This is a genomic window from Streptomyces sp. NPDC050560, from assembly GCF_044457285.1.
Classification (GTDB): Bacteria; Actinomycetota; Actinomycetes; order Streptomycetales; family Streptomycetaceae; genus Streptomyces.
Window position 1 is genome coordinate 66,219 of record NZ_JBITGT010000013.1, and the last position, 15,542, is coordinate 81,760.

18 protein-coding genes are annotated in these 15,542 nt (G+C 75.4%); 8 read left to right on the forward strand and 10 right to left on the reverse strand.

What is annotated here, in order from left to right; translation table 11 throughout:
- Nucleotides 1-4 precede the first annotated feature (4 nt).
- Together ACIBIW_RS27600 and ACIBIW_RS27605 are read right to left on the reverse strand one after the other, a co-directional pair.
- A complete protein-coding gene (locus ACIBIW_RS27600; RefSeq protein ID WP_399339766.1) occupies nucleotides 5-442 on the reverse strand; it encodes a hypothetical protein in 438 nt (145 codons plus the stop codon).
- Nucleotides 443-708: 266 nt separating this feature from the next.
- Nucleotides 709-1,107, reverse strand: a complete 399-nt coding sequence (locus ACIBIW_RS27605) for a cupin domain-containing protein (RefSeq protein ID WP_399339767.1) — start codon at nucleotides 1,105-1,107, stop codon at nucleotides 709-711.
- An 85-nt stretch (nucleotides 1,108-1,192) separates the two neighbouring features.
- Between ACIBIW_RS27605 and ACIBIW_RS27610 the strand changes: the two genes are divergently transcribed.
- Nucleotides 1,193-1,639 (forward strand): MarR family winged helix-turn-helix transcriptional regulator, encoded by a 447-nt coding sequence (locus tag ACIBIW_RS27610; RefSeq protein WP_399339768.1) that lies wholly within the window; start codon nucleotides 1,193-1,195, stop codon nucleotides 1,637-1,639.
- Between the two features lie 49 nt (nucleotides 1,640-1,688).
- Nucleotides 1,689-2,222, forward strand: a complete 534-nt coding sequence (locus tag ACIBIW_RS27615) for a GNAT family N-acetyltransferase (RefSeq protein WP_399339769.1) — start codon at nucleotides 1,689-1,691, stop codon at nucleotides 2,220-2,222.
- A 40-nt stretch (nucleotides 2,223-2,262) separates the two neighbouring features.
- Here the strand turns inward: ACIBIW_RS27615 and ACIBIW_RS27620 are convergent, their stop codons facing one another.
- From ACIBIW_RS27620 to ACIBIW_RS27630, 3 genes are all read right to left on the reverse strand, one after another.
- Nucleotides 2,263-2,427, reverse strand: coding sequence for a hypothetical protein (locus ACIBIW_RS27620; protein ID WP_399339770.1), 165 nt, complete (start codon nucleotides 2,425-2,427; stop codon nucleotides 2,263-2,265).
- A 183-nt stretch (nucleotides 2,428-2,610) separates the two neighbouring features.
- Entirely contained in the window at nucleotides 2,611-3,150 is a 540-nt protein-coding gene (locus ACIBIW_RS27625) for a DUF402 domain-containing protein (RefSeq protein ID WP_399339771.1), read from the reverse strand.
- The gene (locus ACIBIW_RS27630) at nucleotides 3,107-3,970 is read right to left on the reverse strand and encodes a GNAT family N-acetyltransferase (RefSeq protein WP_399339944.1); all 864 of its coding nucleotides are present in this window, start codon (nucleotides 3,968-3,970) and stop codon (nucleotides 3,107-3,109) included. The genes ACIBIW_RS27625 and ACIBIW_RS27630 overlap by 44 nt, the downstream gene beginning before the upstream one ends.
- A gap of 143 nt (nucleotides 3,971-4,113) precedes the next feature.
- Here ACIBIW_RS27630 and ACIBIW_RS27635 point away from each other — a divergent pair, with 143 nt between their 5' ends.
- Nucleotides 4,114-4,494 (forward strand): GntR family transcriptional regulator, encoded by a 381-nt coding sequence (locus tag ACIBIW_RS27635; RefSeq protein WP_399339772.1) that lies wholly within the window; start codon nucleotides 4,114-4,116, stop codon nucleotides 4,492-4,494.
- Nucleotides 4,495-4,573: 79 nt separating this feature from the next.
- Here the strand turns inward: ACIBIW_RS27635 and ACIBIW_RS27640 are convergent, their stop codons facing one another.
- A complete protein-coding gene (locus ACIBIW_RS27640; RefSeq protein ID WP_399339773.1) occupies nucleotides 4,574-5,659 on the reverse strand; it encodes a DUF5925 domain-containing protein in 1,086 nt (361 codons plus the stop codon).
- 265 nt (nucleotides 5,660-5,924) lie between these two features.
- Here ACIBIW_RS27640 and ACIBIW_RS27645 point away from each other — a divergent pair, with 265 nt between their 5' ends.
- Entirely contained in the window at nucleotides 5,925-6,734 is an 810-nt protein-coding gene (locus ACIBIW_RS27645) for an SGNH/GDSL hydrolase family protein (protein WP_399339774.1), read from the forward strand.
- A 324-nt stretch (nucleotides 6,735-7,058) separates the two neighbouring features.
- On the forward strand, nucleotides 7,059-7,319 hold the full coding sequence (locus ACIBIW_RS27650; protein ID WP_399339775.1) for a hypothetical protein: 261 nt from the start codon (nucleotides 7,059-7,061) through the stop codon (nucleotides 7,317-7,319).
- Nucleotides 7,320-7,554: 235 nt separating this feature from the next.
- Here ACIBIW_RS27650 and ACIBIW_RS27655 read toward each other — a convergent pair whose 3' ends face one another.
- The 3 genes from ACIBIW_RS27655 to hmgA form a co-directional block, all read right to left on the reverse strand.
- Nucleotides 7,555-8,766: a type ISP restriction/modification enzyme gene (locus ACIBIW_RS27655; RefSeq protein ID WP_399339776.1), complete on the reverse strand. Its 1,212-nt coding sequence runs from the start codon at nucleotides 8,764-8,766 to the stop codon at nucleotides 7,555-7,557.
- An 88-nt stretch (nucleotides 8,767-8,854) separates the two neighbouring features.
- A complete protein-coding gene (locus ACIBIW_RS27660) occupies nucleotides 8,855-9,580 on the reverse strand; it encodes a GntR family transcriptional regulator (RefSeq protein WP_399339946.1) in 726 nt (241 codons plus the stop codon).
- Between the two features lie 49 nt (nucleotides 9,581-9,629).
- On the reverse strand, nucleotides 9,630-10,973 hold the full coding sequence (gene hmgA / locus ACIBIW_RS27665; RefSeq protein WP_399339777.1) for a homogentisate 1,2-dioxygenase: 1,344 nt from the start codon (nucleotides 10,971-10,973) through the stop codon (nucleotides 9,630-9,632).
- A gap of 171 nt (nucleotides 10,974-11,144) precedes the next feature.
- On the opposite strand from hmgA, the gene ACIBIW_RS27670 reads away from it, so the two are divergent.
- From ACIBIW_RS27670 to ACIBIW_RS27680, 3 genes are all read left to right on the forward strand, one after another.
- The gene (locus ACIBIW_RS27670; RefSeq protein WP_399339778.1) at nucleotides 11,145-11,660 is read left to right on the forward strand and encodes a hypothetical protein; all 516 of its coding nucleotides are present in this window, start codon (nucleotides 11,145-11,147) and stop codon (nucleotides 11,658-11,660) included.
- A gap of 80 nt (nucleotides 11,661-11,740) precedes the next feature.
- Nucleotides 11,741-13,147 carry an aldehyde dehydrogenase family protein gene (locus ACIBIW_RS27675; protein WP_399339779.1) on the forward strand — a complete coding sequence of 469 codons (1,407 nt, stop codon included), beginning with the start codon at nucleotides 11,741-11,743 and terminating at the stop codon, nucleotides 13,145-13,147.
- 81 nt (nucleotides 13,148-13,228) lie between these two features.
- A complete protein-coding gene (locus ACIBIW_RS27680) occupies nucleotides 13,229-14,314 on the forward strand; it encodes a zinc-binding dehydrogenase (protein ID WP_399339780.1) in 1,086 nt (361 codons plus the stop codon).
- Here the strand turns inward: ACIBIW_RS27680 and ACIBIW_RS27685 are convergent.
- Complete coding sequence (locus ACIBIW_RS27685) at nucleotides 14,291-15,337, reverse strand: DMT family transporter (protein ID WP_399339781.1); 1,047 nt, start codon at nucleotides 15,335-15,337, stop codon at nucleotides 14,291-14,293. The genes ACIBIW_RS27680 and ACIBIW_RS27685 overlap by 24 nt on opposite strands.
- Between the last annotated feature and the right edge of the window lie 205 nt (nucleotides 15,338-15,542).

Here is a 15,542-nt window from a genome sequence, read left to right on the forward strand (position 1 = left end):
CTGCTCAGGCCCGGGCGCCCGAGCCGTGCCCGTCGAAGAGGGACCGCAGCCGCCTGCCGTTGACCAGGACGGCCACCATCAGCAGCAGGGCGCCGCAGAAGCCCTGGTCGATCTTCATCCACAGCGGGAAGGTGCCGGGGAGCGCGATGATGACCACGATGGCCGCGACCATGGCGGCCGAGATGACCCGCAGCCTGCGGAACGCGCCCCGGGAGCCCTTGGCCGCCCGTACCGCGCAGGTGTACGTCACGGCGGCGCTGGCCACGACGATCACGCCACGGGTCCAGACGGCGTCGTTGACCAGGGAGTGGTGGTGGCGCAGCAGGATCACGGCGACCAGTGTGAGCACGCTCACGGTGAGGTAGCCGGCGGTCAGCAGCCTGGTGCCGCGGAACGCCGCCTCGCTCTGTGCGGCGGCGGGGTGGGGGCCGCGGGGGTTCATGGGTTCTCCGTTCTCGCCGCCGCCGTGAGCGGGCCAGGGGGCCCGGCGGCGGGCGGGCCCGAAGGCGGCCGTGCCCTCTCGGGCAGGACCGCTTCCATGCTCTGCGCCCGCGCGGCCCGTCCCATCGCCCACCCGGATGAGCCCGTCCCCCACCCCCTCCCGGGGCCGCCACCCCCGTGACCCGTACGGGAACCCCCGAAACGACCCCGTACCCCCTTCCGCGCGAAGGGCCGTCCCGTCCGCGTGGAAGGTGCCGTCCCGCGCGGCTACCGGGGTCCCTCGTCCGCGGCGGCCCGGGTCCACGGGGGCGTGATCCGGCTGCCGTCAGGCAGCTCCGCCTCCAGGCCGACGGAGGTGGTGACCCAGGTGACGGCGGTCTCCGCGGCCGGGTTCGCCGCGCCGAACGCGCACCCGGCGTTGACGATCACCGTGTCGCCCGCGGTGACCGTGGCGGGCTCGCCGTCCAGGGTGACCTCCAGCGTCCCGGCGAGCACGTGCAGCACCTCCTCCCTGCTGACGCGGTGGACCGGCGCCCGTGTTCCCGGCGGGATCTCGCCGCGCCAGGCGCACAGCTCCCCGCTGCCCTGCCCGGGCGTCGCATGGCTGACGAAGCGGGCGCCGTGCATCTCGTGGGTCACGGTGTCCGACGGGCGGATGACGGGCATGGCTGCCTCCCCGATAGATGGTCAAGCTGCTTGACCGTGTGGGGATATGTTCAAGCAGCTTGACCATCTGTGTCAACCTTGGCCCATGGAGAACCGCGAAGCCCTCGGGCTGTCCGCCGCGCTCATCGCCGCCGCAGGGGACCTCACCCGGCGCATTCACTCCGGAGTGGAGGCGCGCGGCTTTTCGGGACTGCGCCCGGCGCACGGCTTTGCCTTCGCGCGCCTCGCCCCGGACGGCGCCACCTCGGGCGAGCTGGCCGTCCATCTCGGGGTCACCAAGCAGGCCGCCAGCCAGCTCGTCGACGACCTCGTGGGCAAGGGGTACGCGGAGCGCCGCCCGCACCCGCGGGACGCACGGGCCAGGCTGGTCGTCCTCACCGAGCGCGGCTGGGCCTGCACCCGCGCCGCGGAGGAGGCCGCCGCCGACGCCGTGCGCCCGTGGGCGGCGGCGCTTGGTGAGGATGCGCTGCGGGAGTTCGGGGCGCGGCTGGCCGGCCTGTCGGCGGGCGCCCCGCTGCGCCCGATCTGGTAGCGGGCCCCGGGCCGCGCCGCCCCGGGGCCCGCGGCGCTACGGTGCCCGTATGGCGGAAGCGGGCGCCGGGATACGGCGGGCAGCGGCGGGGGACGTGGCGGCGGTGGCCGAGGTGACCGCGGCCGCCTACCGGCCGTACGTGCCGGTGATCGGTGTGGAGCCCGCGCCGATGCGCGCCGAGCACGCGGCGGACGTGGCGGCGGGCCTGGTGTGGGTCACGGGGGAGCCGGTCCACGGGGTGCTGGTGCTGGTGGCGCACCGGGACCATCTGCTGCTCGCCAGTGTCGCGGTGCGCCCCGAGGCACACGGCCGGGGCGTCGGCGGGCGGCTGATCGCGTTCGCGCAGGAGCGCGCCCGCGCCCTCGGGCTCCCGGAAGTCAGGCTCTACACCCACGAGCTGATGGGGGAGAACAGGAGCCGCTACCGCCGCCTCGGCTTCGAGGAGACGGGCCGCTCCCGGTCGGGCCCCTACCGGCGCGTGCACTTCCGCAAGCGCGTCGTGGACACCCCGGGCGCCGGTGGCGTCACGGGTGCGGGCGGCGCGCCGCCCGGCGCCGACGGTGCGGCGCCGGACGTGCGCTGAGCGGGCCCGCGCCCCTCACGGGGGCGGCGGGCCGCCCTGGTCAGTGCCTTCTGGCGCGGCCGACGGGGCCCTGGTCGCTCTCCGGCCACCACAGCCGGCGGATGTCGGCGCGGATCTCGACGCGCTCGCGCGGAGCTTCCTCCACTTCCTCGCGCACCCGGCGGGCGGTGCTCCTGACAGGCGTCTTCTGCATGGTGTGGCGCATGACGACCTCCTCGTGTCCACCGGGTTCCGCGCCAGGGCGGAGGTAGACATGTGCGACGAGCGTTTCTCATGGCTTACCCAGATGTCAGTGGGGGAGATCACGATCCGGGCCACGACATGGGGCGAGCTTCTTTTCGAACGTCAAGTGGCGGCCCGCATACACCACAAAAGGTATAAATAGCCCTCAAGGGGTGGGGTGCGGGAGCCCCAGCGCCCCGCCGAACCCGGCGCCGGCGTCCCGCGCCAGCCGTTCGAGCGCGTCCAGCGCCCCCACCGCCGCGCGGGCCGCCGCCGGGTCGCGCTCCGCGAGGCCGCTCGCGGCGAACTCGTCCTCGTCCAGGCGCAGTACGGCGCCGCCGTCCGCCGCGACCCACAGGTCGAGGTCCAGGTCCTCGACCCGCAGCACCCCGCCGTCGAGCACCGCGGGGCGGGTGATGTCGCAGTACCAGCCCTTCGCCGAGCCGTCCGCCGCGTGCACGGCCTTCACCGCGTACCAGCGGTCGCGCCAGTAGTGCTCCGTGAACACGTCACCGGGCTCGAACCGCACGAACCCGAAGTCCCGCACGCCCGGGCCCGCCCACGGCGCCCTTACCGTCACGCGTGTGCCGTCGTCGGCGCCGAGCACCGCCGGGTAGCGGATCTTGGTGCGGCCCGCCTTGACCAGGTGGACCTGGAGGCCGTCACCCGGCCTCGGGGCCGCTGTCCGCGGTGAGTTCCCTGACATGGCGCACCTCCGTCGCCGTCACCCGGTAGCCGAGTCGCGCGTTGACGGCGAGCATCGGGGCGTTCTGCGCGTCGTTGCCGGTGTACGCCTCCGTACAGCCGGCGTCCCGCGCCCTGCGCAGCGAGTCCGCCTTGGCCAGCGCGGCAAGGCCCCGGCCCCTGAACTCCCGCAGGGTGCCCGTCATCGCGCTCAGGTACCGGCCCGCGCCGTCGGTGTACGCGACGCTGAACGCCACCGGCCTGCCCCCCGCCACGGCCACCGAGGTCAGCCCGCGGTCGAGCAGCGGATGGCGCCAGGTGCCGGTGAGCCAGTGCGCGTAGTCGTCGAACTCGGACGCCACGTCGCCCGGTTCGTCGCGCACGGTGGCGGCGTCGAGGTCGAAGAGCGGGCGCGGGTCGGCGGCGAAGTCGGCCGCGGTGCACAGCGACACGCCCGGCGGCAGAGGCCGCTCGGGCAGCGCCGCCGCCGTCAGGTCGAGCCGCAGGAAGTGCGCGGAGCGGGACGGCCGGTAGCCGCGGCGCGCGGCGAACGCCCGGTGCCGGGGCTCGTCGGGCACCCACGCGTACACCCGGGTGACCCCGAGCCCGGCGAGCAGCCGCTCCGCCGCACGGAGCAGGCCGAGGCCCGCGCCGCGCCCCTCGCGCCCGGGGTGCGTGTACACGTTGGCGGTGCCGATGCCCGGCCGCGGGCTCTCGTGCGCCACCGCGACCTGCGCGGTGCCGATGATCTCGCCCGCCTCCTCGGCGACCAGCAGCGTCGCGTGCGCGTCCGGGTGCGCGTGCTCCTGGTCGAACAGCACCGACTCGGGCGTCGCCAGCATGAAGGGCACCGCCGCGCGCCTGACCCGCGCGAAGCCCGCCGCGTCCCCCGGGGTGAATCTCCTTACCCATGTGTCCACGAGGCGGCACGGTACGGCCGTGCGCGCCGGGGCGCCTCCGGTTTTCCCGGTGAGACAATCCCCGCGTGACACTGAGGATCGGCATCGACCACGACAGCGCGACCGCCCCCTATGAGCAACTGCGGGCCCAGATCTCCCGCCGGGCCAGGTCGGGTGAGCTGCCGGTGGGCTACAAGCTGCCCACCGTGCGCGGCCTGGCCGAGGACCTGGGGCTCGCCGCGAACACCGTGGCGAAGGCATACCGCGTCCTGGAGGCGGACGGCGTGATCGAGACCCGCGGGCGGCTCGGCACCTTCGTGGCCGCCGCGGGGGAGGCCGCGGGGCGCGAGGCCGCCGCGGCCGCCCGCGCCTACGCCGAGCGCGCGCACCGGCTCGGCCTGGAGAGCGGGGCGGCGCTCGACGCCGTGCGGGACGCGCTGCGCGCGGTCTACGACGACGTCGGCTGAACCGCGCCCGCGGCGGCGCGGGGCCCCGGCTCCCCAGGGTCGGCCCGGGGTCGCCCCGCGGGTGCCTGCCGCCCCGGCCTCACAGGTACAGGCCGCCCCCGGCGTCGGGGCTCGTCAGGGACGTGGGCGTGGAGCCCCGCCGCAGCGCGTACAGCTCGGCGAGGGTGGCCCCGGCGCGCGGCAGGCCCTCGTCGCGGCCGAGCCACGCCACCGCCTCGGGGTGGGTGAGCGGCCCCACCTCGATACGGGCCAGACAGCGGCCCGGGCGTACCACCGCGGGGTGCAGCCGCTCCAGGTCCTCGTTGGTGGTGACGCCGACGAGGACGTTGCGCCCCTGGCCGAGCAGGCCGTCCGTCAGGTTGAGCAGCCGGGACAGCGCCTGGCCCGCCGTGTGCCTGGCCTCGCCCCTGATCAGCTCGTCGCAGTCCTCCAGGAGCAGCAGCCGCCAGCGGCCGCGTGAGCCGTCGTCCTCCCCGATCGCGATGTCCATCAGATAGCCGACGTCGGAGAACAGCCGCTCGGGGTCGAGCACGCAGTCCACCTGGCACCAGTCGCGCCAGGCGCGCGCCAGGGTGCGCAGCGCCGAGGTCTTGCCCGTGCCCGGCGGGCCGTGCAGCAGGAGCAGCCGGCCCGTGATGTCCTCCGGGGTGGTCTTCATCAGGCCGTCGAGGGCGTCGGCGACGGGCGCCGTGTAGTTCTGCCTGACCTCGGCCCAGGTGCCCGCGGTGATCTGACGCGTCGTACGGTGCGGGCCGCGGCGCGGTGAGACGTACCAGAAGCCCATCGCCACGTTCTCCGGCTGGGGTTCCGGCTCGTCGCGTGCGCCGTCCGTGGCCTCCTTCAGCACCCGCTCGGCCAGTTCCTCGCTGGTCGCCGTCACCGTCACGTCGGCGCCGCGGGTCCAGCGGGAGACCAGCAGGGTCCAGCCGTCGCCCTCGGCGAGCAGGGCGCTGCGGTCGTCGTCGCGCGCGGTGCGCAGCACGGTGGCGCCCGGCGGGGTGAGGGTCGCGCCGATCCTGACCCGGTCGATGTTGACGCTGTGCGAGTAGGGCTGCTCTCCCGTCGTGAAGCGGCCGAGGAACAGGGCGTCCATGACATCCGACGGGTAGTCGCTGTCGTCGACGGTGAGCCTGATCGGCAAGGCGTCGTACGGATTCGGGGACATGCCGACATAATCCGGCACCCGAGGAGCCCCGTGCATCCGGGTTTCCACGACACGCCGCGTTTCGCGGGCCTTTCTTCATCAATATCCCACCGGAATGGGCGAACTGCTTGTGTGTTGTGGCGATTTGCCCGTTCAACGCGCGGAGAAAAGGTTCCCCGAAAGGGGTATCGAGCGGCCTGTCGTGGGCACATCACACGCGGGTGCCGCGCCAACTGCGGTACCGACCATCAGAGTTGCAGCAATTGGTCCTGCTAAGGGAGATTCCGTGAGACGTTCCCGAATTGCGGCATACGTGTCGGCCGCGTTCCTCGCAGCCGCCTGTGCGCTCGGCGGTGCCCAGGCGGCATCGGCATCGAACGACCTCGCCGCCGGAGGCTACGTGGCCCTCGGCGACTCGTACTCCTCCGGCGTGGGGTCCGGCAGCTACACCAGCGAGAGCGGCGACTGCAAGCGCAGCACCCTCGCGTACCCCCAGCTCTGGGCGAGCGCCAACTCGCCCTCGTCCTTCGACTTCGAAGCCTGCTCGGGCGCCCGAACGGGTGATGTTCTGGCGAACCAGCTCGGCGGCCTCGGCGCCGACACCGGCCTGGTCAGCATCAGCATCGGCGGCAACGACGCGGGCTTCTCCGACGTCATGACGACCTGTGTGCTCTCCAGCGACAGCGGCTGCCTCGACCGCATCGACGAGGCCGTCTCGTACGTCGACAACACCCTTCCCGGCGCCCTCGACCAGGTCTACGACGCCATCAGCGCCGGGGCCCCCTCCGCCCATGTCGTGGTGCTCGGCTACCCGCACTTCTACAAGCTGGACGGCGACTGCGTCGTCGGCCTCTCCGAGGCCAAGCGCGCCGCCATCAACAGCGCCTCCGACGAGATGAACAGCGTCACCAAGGCCCGCGCCGCCGCCCACGGCTTCACCTTCGCGGACGTCACGGGGAACTTCTCGGGCCACGAGATCTGCTCGGGCGACGAGTGGCTGCACAGCCTCGACTGGGGTGACATCTCGGACTCGTACCACCCCACCGCCGAGGGCCAGTCGGGCGGCTACCTGCCCGCGCTCAACGGCGCGGTCTGAGCCCGGCCCCGGCCGGGGCCGCGGGGGCCCCGGCCGGCGTGGCGCCGGTCCGGCGCGACGACCAGGTACGTCCCTGGTTGTCCACCCGCGCCGGACCGGCGCCCGCCGCCGTGCTGATACGGTCCCCGCGGACCCGGCGGCCGGAGGCGAAACCATCCGGCACCGCGCCGGCGTCCCGCTCGGCGGCTGTCCGGTGGCTTGATGAGGCCCCGTCAACCTCCTTGTGAAGCTGGTGAATCGTGTGACCGGGATACACGGGTGTCGTTCGGGGGCGCTAGGGTTAACCTGCCCAGGGCTGGGCGCCTCGTTCGGGTGGGGAGTGACATGGAGCAGATAACAGTGCGCAGCAGGCCGCGTGTGCCCGCGATCACTGCGGCGAGCGGTAAGGCGGGCACCCGGCTCGACCGTCATCTCTCGGTGCTCGGCGGTCCGGCGGTGCCCCAGGGCGACGCGGCCGAGGCCACCTCGCTGATGCGGGAGCTGACCACGCGCAGCGCCACCAGGGACCGCGACGTCAAGGCGGGCAGGGTCTCGCTCTTCGCACCGCTGCGGCGGCTGCGCCGCACCCTCTTCGGCGGACGCTGACCGACCCGGGCGTCCGGCGGTCCTCCGCCCGGCGCCCGGGCCCCGGGGCGCTCTCCCGCCGCGCCCCGCTCACCCGACGCGGCCCTCCCCGGGCCGTTCACGTCCGACCGCTCAGGACTCCCACCCCCACCCGTGCGGAGACCGCGAGCGGCCCGGCCGAGACGGCCCACGGGCCCCGGGCGCTCTCCGCACCCCTTCTGGCCACGCCAACCCCCGCCGCCCCCTCCGGCCCCCTCTAGAGCAGCGCGAACTGCCCCTCCGGGCCCTCCTCGTGGTGGTCGAGCACCGACGCGGGGCGACGGGCCCCCGCGGGCACCGGGAGCACCCCGGCGCGCCGCAGCTCCGCCGCGCCGAGCGCGCCGCCGGGAGCGGCGTCGAGGGCCGCGGCAAGCTCTGCGCGCTCCCCTTCGAGGGCCGCGAGCAGCGCCAGCACCGTGATCAGCTCAAGCAGCTCGGACGTCCACGCCTGCGGCCACTCCCGGGGCCTGATCGCGTCGAGCGAGCCCGGCTCGGGCTCCCCCGCACGGCGGGCGAACCAGGCGTCGAGGACGCGCTCCCCGCTCACCCTGAAGTCCCACGCCTCGGCAGGCACCGGCGCGATCCTGCCCTCGTCGAGCAGGAGCGCCTCCTCGTCCGGGTCGTAGCGCAGCTCGACGGGGCGCGCGGGCAGCGGGGCGCGCACATACGGGCGGCGGCCGCCCGGCAGCTTCGGCCGCTCGCCGTCCCGGCGCGCCAGCAGCCACAGCATTCTGCGGCCGAGCGCCGTGCCGCGCTCCCACAGCTCACGGTCCGCGGTCAGCGGCACCAGCGGGCCGCGCTCGCCGTGCCGCGCCGCCGCCAGCGCCCAGCCGAGCACCGCCTCCGGCTGCTGCCGCCCGCCGAGCCCGGCCGCAAGCGCGTCGAGCAGCCCGGGCGCCAGGTTCGCCTCACGGCCGCCCGGCCTGCGGTAGAGCGGCCTGACACGGCCGGGACGGCCCGCGAGCGGGCGCCCGTCAGGCAGCAGCGCGGTCGCAAGCAGCGGCGGCCCCGCGGCCCCCGGCAGCAGCCCGGGCTCCACCGCGAACACCTGTCCAGGACCCGCCACCCGCCACAGCTCGGGGCGGGCCGCGTCGATCAGCCGATGGTCGGGTATCAGCCATTCCTCGTCGAAGGCCCCGTGCAGCACCCGCACCGGCTCGGGGCAGTCCCCCGTCTCCTGCGAGAGCCGCCCGGTGCCGGTGCGCTGCCCCGGCAACTGGGCCGCGGGGGAGTCCGGCGTACGGGCGCGGGTGACGCGGAACAGCTCGGCGCGCCGCGCGGGCTCCGCCGCCAGCAGATACCGCCAACGGGCCCGCAGCGACGCCGCGTCGGGCCCCAGCGGCCAGCCGCGGCCGATGCGCAGCGCGGCCACGGACCAGGGCATCAGGTCCGCGAGCGCGATCGGGGCGGGATGGTCCACGCCCCGCATGCTAACCGCCGCACCCGTGCCGCCGCCGGGGAGTGACGGCGGCGTCACCCGTCCCGGGCGGCGCCGGTTTTTCCCCCGCACCCCGCGCTCAGTCCGCGTCCAGCGTCACGGTGAACTGGAAGCGGTCCCCCCGGTAGCTGATCACCGCCAGGTCCACCACCGCGCCCCGCGCGTCATAGGTGACCCCCGTGTAGTGCAGCACCGGGCTCAGCAGCGGTATCTCCAGCAGTCGCGCGGTCTCCGGGTCCGCGAGTCTCGCCTCCACGGTGTCCGTGATCCGGCTGATGGCGACGCCCGCGCAGTCCCGCAGCACCTTCGTCATCGGATGCCGTTCGAGCGCCGCCACGTCGACCCCGGCGGCGACGTCGGCGCGCACGTAGTTGCGCGCGTGGTTGGTAGGCTCCCCGCTCCGCTCGTCGAAGCGCAGCCTGTGGTACGCGACCACGTCGCCCGGCTCCGCGAAGAGCGCCGCGTGCTCGGCGGGCACCGTGGCCGGGCCATGGCCCAGCAGCCGCGCCGTCATGCCCGACTGCTGGGCCACGATCGCGTCCACGGAGCCGAGCAGCCGCACCGGCGCCGCCCTGCGCGCCCCGGGCTGGATGAAGGTGCCGAGCCGCCTGCGCCGGGTGATCAGGCCCTCGTCCTCCAACTCCTTCAGCGCCTGGCGCATTGTCAGCACACCGACGCCGTAGTGCGCGGCCAGGCGCTCCTCGGTGGGCAGCCGCAGCGGCGCGTCCTGCGGGCGCCCGAGCACGGACGCCCGCAGCGACTGCGACACCTGGTACCACAGCGGCAGCTTCGCGGTCAGCACCAGGGAGTCGGGCGCGAACGCGCCGCCGCCGTCCTGCCCGCCCCCCGGCGGCTCAGCCCCCGGTGAAGTGCCGTTCGAGGCCACGCCACACCCCGTCGTAGTCGCGCTGGAGGTGGCCCGCCGTCACCGCGCGCCCGGTGGTGACCACCGGCCAGCGGGTCTCGAACATGAAGGCGAGCCCGTCCTCGACCTTGCTGGGCGCCAGCTCCACCGTGCTGGCCCGCTCGTAGGTGGCACGGTCGGGGCCGTGCGCGGACATCATCGAGTGCAGCGAGCCGCCGCCCGGCACGAAGCCGCCGCCGGTCTTGGCGTCGTACCCGCCCTCGATCAGGCCCATGTACTCGCTCATCACGTTCCGGTGGAAGTACGGCGGCCGGAACGTGTCCTCGCCGACCAGCCAGCGCGGCGCGAACACCACGAAGTCCACCCCCGCGAGGCCCGGGGTGTCGGAGGGCGCGGTGAGCACCGTGAAGACCGAGGGGTCGGGGTGGTCGTAGCTGATGCTGCCGATCACGTTGAAGCGCCGCAGGTCGTACACGTACGGCACATGGTTGCCGTGCCAGGCGACCACGTCCAGCGGCGAGTGGTCGTACACGGCACGCCAGAGGTTCCCGCAGTACTTGGTCACCACCTCGACCCCGCCCTCGCGGGCCGCGTCGTCGTCCTCCTCGTATGCCGCGACCGGGGCCCTGAAGTCGCGTGCGTTCGCCAGGCCGTTGGCACCGATCGGGCCCAGCTCGGGCAGCCGGAAGGGATGGCCGTAGTTCTCGCAGACATAGCCGCGCGCCGTGCCGTCCAGCGGCTCCACCCGCATCCGCACCCCGCGCGGCACCAGCAGCACCTCGCCGGGGTCGGCCGCGAGCAGCCCGAACTCGGTGCGCACCAGCAGCCCGCCGCGCTCCGGCACGATCAGCAGCTCGCCGTCCGCGTTCCCGAAGACCCGCTCCATCGGCGCGTTGGCGTGGTACAGGTGCACCGCCATGCCGGTACGGGTGGCCGCGTCGCCGTTGCCGCCGAGCGTCCAGAGGCCGGCCAGGAAGTCGGTGCCCTGCGCGGGCTCCGGCAGCGGGTCCCAGCGCATCCGGTTCGGGTCGGGCTCCGCCGTGAACGGGGCGGACGCCAGCGCCCCGTTGTCCGTGCGGGTGAGCGCGGGGTGCGCCGCCGAGGGGCGCACCCGGTAGAGCCAGGAGCGGCGGTTGTCCGCCCGCGGCTGGGTGAACGCGGTGCCGCTCACCTGCTCCGCGTACAGCCCGAGCGGGGCGCGCTGGGGGGAGTTGCGCCCCTCTGGCAGGGCGCCGGGGACCGCCTCCGAGCTGTGCTCGTTGCCGAAGCCGTGCAGATACGTCAGCGCCGCAGCCGTCTTGCGGGGGCTGTACCCCGCGCCGTCCCCGTGCATGGTCGCTCCTTCGCGTCCTGGTGCGCCCCGGGTCGCGGGGCCCGCGTGAGGGTGGTCCGCACCGGTGCCGCGGCGCCACGCCGCCGGTTCCCGACGGCCATTCCTCTGTATCACCATAGGAATGCGGAATCTCCCGCGCAACGGGGCGCCGCAGCGTCTACGCTCCCGAACATGCCCACGCCGCACGGACCGCGCCCCGCGCTTGCCGCCTCGACCCTGCTGCTCTGTGCGCTCACCCTCACCACCGCGGGCTGCGACTCCGGCCGCCACACCGGGCCCGCGAAGCCGTCCCCCACGGTGCCCGGCAAGCTCATCGACACCACCGACGAGGACGGGCACCGGCTGCGCCAGGTCCGCGAGGACGACGCCCCCGAGGTCGACCTCGTGGTCCGCCCCGCAAGCGCGGACGGCTGGGACCTCAGGCTGACCGTCCACCGCTTCCGCTTCTCGCCCGCGGGCGACGACGGCGGGCCCGCGCGCCACGGCCGCGGACAGGCCAGGCTCTACCTCGACGGCCGCAGCCTGGCCCGGCTCCACGGCCCCGGCTACCACCTGCCGAGCCGCCTCGTCAGCCGCGGCACGCACCAGGTGACGGCCAGGCTCTACGCCGACGACAGCACGGTGTGGGCGGTGCGCGGCAAGCCCGTCGAGACCACCGCCGACCTCACCGCGGCCCCGGAGCGCTGACCCGCCCCCCTGGTGGACCGGAAACTACCGGCGCTAATTTGGGTGGCGTCCACCGGTCGCGCAGGGAGCCGAGGAGCCGTATGCCGGAGCAGGAGACCGTCCACCCGGGCCGCGACGCGCTGTTCATCGGCGGCGAGTGGCGCCCCGCGCGCACCGGCGCCACCCTCCCCGTGGTGGACCCCGCCACGGAGCGGGAGATCGCCCGGGTGCCCGCGGGCGGCCCCGACGACGTCGACGACGCGGTACGCGCCGCGCGCGCCGCCCAGCCAGGCTGGGCCGCCACCCCGCCCGCCGAGCGCGCCGCCGCCCTCGGCGCCCTGCGCGACCTGCCCGCGGAGCGGGCCGACACGGTCGCCGCCACCGTCACCGCCGAACTCGGCGCACCGCCCAAGATCGCCCGGAGCGTCCACGCCGACCTGCCGGTACGCGTTCTCGGCAGCTACGCGGAGCTGCTGCCGGGCCACGCCTTCGAGGAGAAGCTGGGCACCTCCACCGTGCTGTACGAGCCCGTGGGCACCGTCGGCGCCGTCACGCCCTGGAACTACCCGCTGCACCAGATCGTCGCCAAGGCCGCGCCCGCGCTCGCCGCCGGCTGCGCCGTCGTACTGAAACCGGCCGAGTACACCCCGCTGGTCGCCCAGCTCTTCGCCCAGGCGGTCGCCGACGCGGGCCTGCCCGGCGGGGTGTTCAACCTGGTCACCGGGTTCGGCCGGGAGGCGGGGGAGCCGCTCGCCGGGCACGAGGGGGTCGACATGGTGTCCTTCACCGGGTCCACCGCCGTCGGCCGCCGGGTGGGCGCCCTCGCGGGCGGCGGCGTCAAGCGCGTCGCCCTCGAACTCGGCGGCAAGTCCGCCAACGTGATCCTGCCGAGCGCCGACCTCGCGCGCGCCGTCAACGTCGGCGTCGCCAACGTGATGTCCAACTCCGGGCAGACCTGTAGCGCCTGGACCAGGATGCTGGTCCACGCGGACCAGTACGACGAGGCCGTCGCGATGGCCGCGGCCGCCGCCGCCAAGTACGGCGAGCGCATCGGGCCGCTGGTCAGCGAGCGGCAGCTCGGCCGGGTGCGCGGCTACATCGCCCAGGGCGTGGCCGAGGGCGCCCGCCTCGTCGCGGGCGGCGCCGAGGCGCCCAGGGCGCGCGGCTACTACGTCCACCCCACCGTCTTCGCCGACGTCACCCCCGGGATGACCATCGCCCGCGAGGAGATCTTCGGCCCGGTCCTGACCGTCCTCAGGTACACCGACGAGGACGACGCGCTGCGCATCGCCAACGCCACCGTGTACGGGCTCGCGGGCGCCGTCTGGGGCGCGGAGCCCGACGCCGTCGCCTTCGCCCGGCGGATGGACACGGGCCAGGTCGACATCAACGGCGGCCGGTTCAACCCGCTCGCGCCGTTCGGCGGCCACCGGCAGTCGGGCGTGGGCCGCGAACTCGGCCCACACGGGCTCGCCGAGTATCTGCAGACGAAGTCCCTCCAGTTCTGAAGGGCCCGGCCCGCGGCCCCGCCGGGGCCCGGCGGCCCCGCCCCCGCCCCCGCCCCCGTCCCCGTACCGAGGAGCCCGACCGTGGTCCGCGCCGCCGTACTGCCCGCCGTCGACTCGCCCCTGGAGATCGTCGACATCGAGCTGCCCGCGCCAGGACCGGGCCAGGCCAGGGTCCGGCTCGCCGCCGCCGGGGTCTGCCACTCCGACCTCTCGCTGGCGAACGGCACCCTGCGGGTGCCGGTGCCCGCCGTGCTCGGCCACGAGGGCGCGGGCACCGTCACCGCCGTCGGCCGGGACGTCACCGGGGTCGGCGAGGGCGACCGGGTCGTCCTCAACTGGGCCCCGTCCTGCGGCGAGTGCCACGCCTGCTCGCGGGGCGAGGTCTGGCTCTGCTCCGACGCCCTCACCGGCGCGGGCCGCGTCCACGCCCGCCTGGCCGACGGCACCGCGCTGCACCCGGGGCTCAACGTGGCCGCCTTCGCCGAGGAGACCGTGGTCCCCGCCTGCTGCCTGCTGCCCGCGCCCGCGGGCGTGCCGCTCACCGAGGCGGCGCTGCTCGGCTGCGCCGTGCTCACCGGCTGGGGCGCCGTGCGGCACGCGGTGGCGCTGCGGCCGGGGGAGTCGGTGGCCGTCTTCGGGGCCGGGGGAGTGGGGCTCTCCGTGCTCCAGGCGGCCAGGGCCGCGGGCGCCGGGCGGATCGTGGCGGTGGACGTGTCCCCGGCCAAGGAGGAGCTGGCGCGGGCCGCGGGCGCCACCGACTTCCTGTGCGCCCGCGACACCACCCCCGGAGAGATACGGGCCCTCACCGGCGGGCGCGGGGCGGACGCCGCCGTGGAGTGCGCGGGCCGCGCGGTCAGCATCCGCGCCGCCTGGGAGTCCACAAGGCGCGGCGGCAGGACGGCCGTGGTGGGCATCGGCGGCAAGGAGGAGAGGGTCTCCTTCCACGCCCTCGAACTGTTCCACTGGAGCAGGACCCTCACCGGATGCGTCTACGGCAACTGCGACCCGGCGCGCGAACTGCCGCTGATCGCCGAGCACATCGCCGCCGGCCGTCTCGACCCCGGGATGCTGGTCACCGACCGGGTCACGCTCGACGCCATCCCCGCCGCCTTCGACCGGATGCTCGCGGGCCGCGGCGGCAGGTCACTCGTGGTCTTCGAGGGCTGACCCGTGGTCTTCGAGAGCTGACGCCCGCGCGCCCCCGGGCCCGCCGCCCGCCGCGCCCGACCCCGCGCCTGGACCCGCCGGGGGCACGGCCGACGCCACCACCGCCCCGGGCCCGCCCCTGGCGCGGGAGCGCGACACCGCCACCCCGGCCAGGCACAGCAGGCCCCCGCAGAGCGTCACCGCGCCCGGCACCTCGTCGAGCGCGAGCCAGGACATCAGCACCACGAGCGCCGGTACCGCGTACGTCGTCGCGCCCATCCGGCTCGCGGTCGTACGGGCCAGGGCGAACGCCCAGGTGGTGAAGGCGAGCGCGGTCGGGAACACGCCGAGGTAGAGCATGTTCAGGGTGGCGGACGCGGGTGCCTGCGCCATGTCGTGCGCGAGCCGGCCGGAGAACGGCAGGCACAGCACCGCGCCCGTGAGGCAGCCGAACGTGGTCACCTGGAGCGGCGTCCCCGAGCCGAGCGCGGGCTTCTGCGACACCACACCGCCGCCGTACGCCAGCGCCGCCAGCAGGCACAGCAGCACCCCGGGCACCGACGCGCCCCCGCCGCCCGACGACGCGAAGCCCACCACCACGGCCCCCGCGAACGACACCCCCATGCCCGCGAGCAGCCGCGGCGGCAGCGGGTCGCCGAGAAACCGGGAGCCGAGCAGGGCCACCACCAGCGGGCCGATGTTCACCACCAGCGCCGCCGTGCCCGCGTCCACCATGCGCTCGCCCCAGTTGAGCGCCACCATGTAGAGCCCGAACCAGAGCGCCCCCGACAGCGCGATCCCCCGCCAGGCGGCACGCGGCGGCAGGCCCTCCCGTTTCACCAGGCAGATCACCCCGAGGGTGAGCGCCCCCGCGGCGAGCCGCCCGAGCGCGAGGGCACCGGGGGAGTAGGCGTCCCCCGCGCTGCGTATGGAGACGAACGCGGAGGCCCAGAGCACCACGGTCACCACGGCGGCTGCCGTCGCGGCCATGGGGCGGGCGGTGGCTGCGGGGGACGGGCGGCGGGGCGCGGCGGGAGCGGGCATGGGGCGACCCTAGGCCGCTCTCGGTGCGGCACGCACCGAAATATCGTGCGCCGGGACCGGGCCGCGTACCACCTGCTCATCCGGGCCCGCAGGGCGGCGGGGAACCAGTCGAAGGCCGGTGTGGGAACGGGCGGAACGGTCGGCCGTCGACGGTCGGCAGAAGGCGCCGGTGCCGCTCGGCGCGTGGGCCGACGCCGTCCGCGGC

Coding starts and splice junctions, on each gene's coding strand:
- ACIBIW_RS27600 (WP_399339766.1), bottom strand. CDS start 442: ATGAACCCCCGCGGCCCCCACCCCGCCGCCGCACAGAGCGAGGCGGCG.
- ACIBIW_RS27605 (WP_399339767.1), bottom strand. CDS start 1,107: ATGCCCGTCATCCGCCCGTCGGACACCGTGACCCACGAGATGCACGGC.
- ACIBIW_RS27610 (WP_399339768.1), top strand. CDS start 1,193: ATGGAGAACCGCGAAGCCCTCGGGCTGTCCGCCGCGCTCATCGCCGCC.
- ACIBIW_RS27615 (WP_399339769.1), top strand. CDS start 1,689: ATGGCGGAAGCGGGCGCCGGGATACGGCGGGCAGCGGCGGGGGACGTG.
- ACIBIW_RS27620 (WP_399339770.1), bottom strand. CDS start 2,427: ATGCGCCACACCATGCAGAAGACGCCTGTCAGGAGCACCGCCCGCCGG.
- ACIBIW_RS27625 (WP_399339771.1), bottom strand. CDS start 3,150: ATGTCAGGGAACTCACCGCGGACAGCGGCCCCGAGGCCGGGTGACGGC.
- ACIBIW_RS27630 (WP_399339944.1), bottom strand. CDS start 3,970: ATGCTGGCGACGCCCGAGTCGGTGCTGTTCGACCAGGAGCACGCGCAC.
- ACIBIW_RS27640 (WP_399339773.1), bottom strand. CDS start 5,659: ATGTCCCCGAATCCGTACGACGCCTTGCCGATCAGGCTCACCGTCGAC.
- ACIBIW_RS27650 (WP_399339775.1), top strand. CDS start 7,059: ATGGAGCAGATAACAGTGCGCAGCAGGCCGCGTGTGCCCGCGATCACT.
- ACIBIW_RS27655 (WP_399339776.1), bottom strand. CDS start 8,766: ATGCGGGGCGTGGACCATCCCGCCCCGATCGCGCTCGCGGACCTGATG.
- hmgA (WP_399339777.1), bottom strand. CDS start 10,973: ATGCACGGGGACGGCGCGGGGTACAGCCCCCGCAAGACGGCTGCGGCG.
- ACIBIW_RS27670 (WP_399339778.1), top strand. CDS start 11,145: ATGCCCACGCCGCACGGACCGCGCCCCGCGCTTGCCGCCTCGACCCTG.
- ACIBIW_RS27675 (WP_399339779.1), top strand. CDS start 11,741: ATGCCGGAGCAGGAGACCGTCCACCCGGGCCGCGACGCGCTGTTCATC.
- ACIBIW_RS27685 (WP_399339781.1), bottom strand. CDS start 15,337: ATGCCCGCTCCCGCCGCGCCCCGCCGCCCGTCCCCCGCAGCCACCGCC.